Genomic DNA, 808 nt, shown 5'->3' with positions numbered 1-808 from the left:
ATGCCAACAAGTTATCTTCCACTTTATCGGCAATATAATGCGCCTCAATTAATCGCAAGTTGTCATCCAATTCCAAATGCAATTGAATAAAACGTGTTGGACCAGACATACGGGTACGCAACTGATGTACGCCCAACACGCCTTTCACGCTCAAACAGGCTTGGTTAATTTGCTCAAGCTCTTCATCGGGCAGCTTTCTGTCGAGCAACGTTTGAATCGCTTCGCTGACCATTTTGAAGGCGCTGTAAAGAATGAAGATACCAATACCAATCGCGAAGACCGCATCCGCTTGCGTTACACCAAAATAGCTGAGCCCAAGCGCGACCATGATCGCCCCGTTCATGTATAAATCCGTTTGGTAGTGCAACGAATCTGCCGCGATTGCTTGGCTGCCCGTGATGCGCACCACGCGTTTCTGGAACATGACCAAACCAAACGTCACCATCATCGCAAACAAGGAGACATACACACCCAGCTCCGGCGCGTTCAGTTCGTGTGGCCTGAAGAAACGATCGATACCGTTTAGGATCAAAAATACCGCAGAGCCGGAGATAAACATCGCCTGTGCCAACGCAGCGAGAGACTCGGCCTTACCATGCCCAAAAGTGTGTTCTCTGTCGGCTGGTTGCAGCGAATAGCGAACCACCACCAAATTCACCACTGAAGCGGCGATGTCCAGCATCGAATCAATAAGCGATGCCAATAGGCTGACCGATCCCGTCACCCACCATGTGATGACTTTTACAATGAGAAGAAGCGTCGCCACTATGGTTGCTGTCCAAGCTGCCGTCGTGACTAAGCGTGCATA

1 protein-coding gene is annotated in these 808 nt (G+C 50.0%); it reads right to left on the bottom strand.

Annotated features, from left to right (window positions below; all coding sequences use genetic code 11):
- On the bottom strand, positions 1-808 hold an 808-nt coding region (fieF, locus tag R7Q46_RS26230; protein ID WP_318078091.1), incomplete at both ends, for a CDF family cation-efflux transporter FieF.

This window comes from Vibrio sp. 811 (assembly GCF_033339195.1).
The sequence above is the reverse complement of the archived record's forward strand: the minus strand, read 5'-3'. Positions and strand labels throughout refer to the sequence as shown.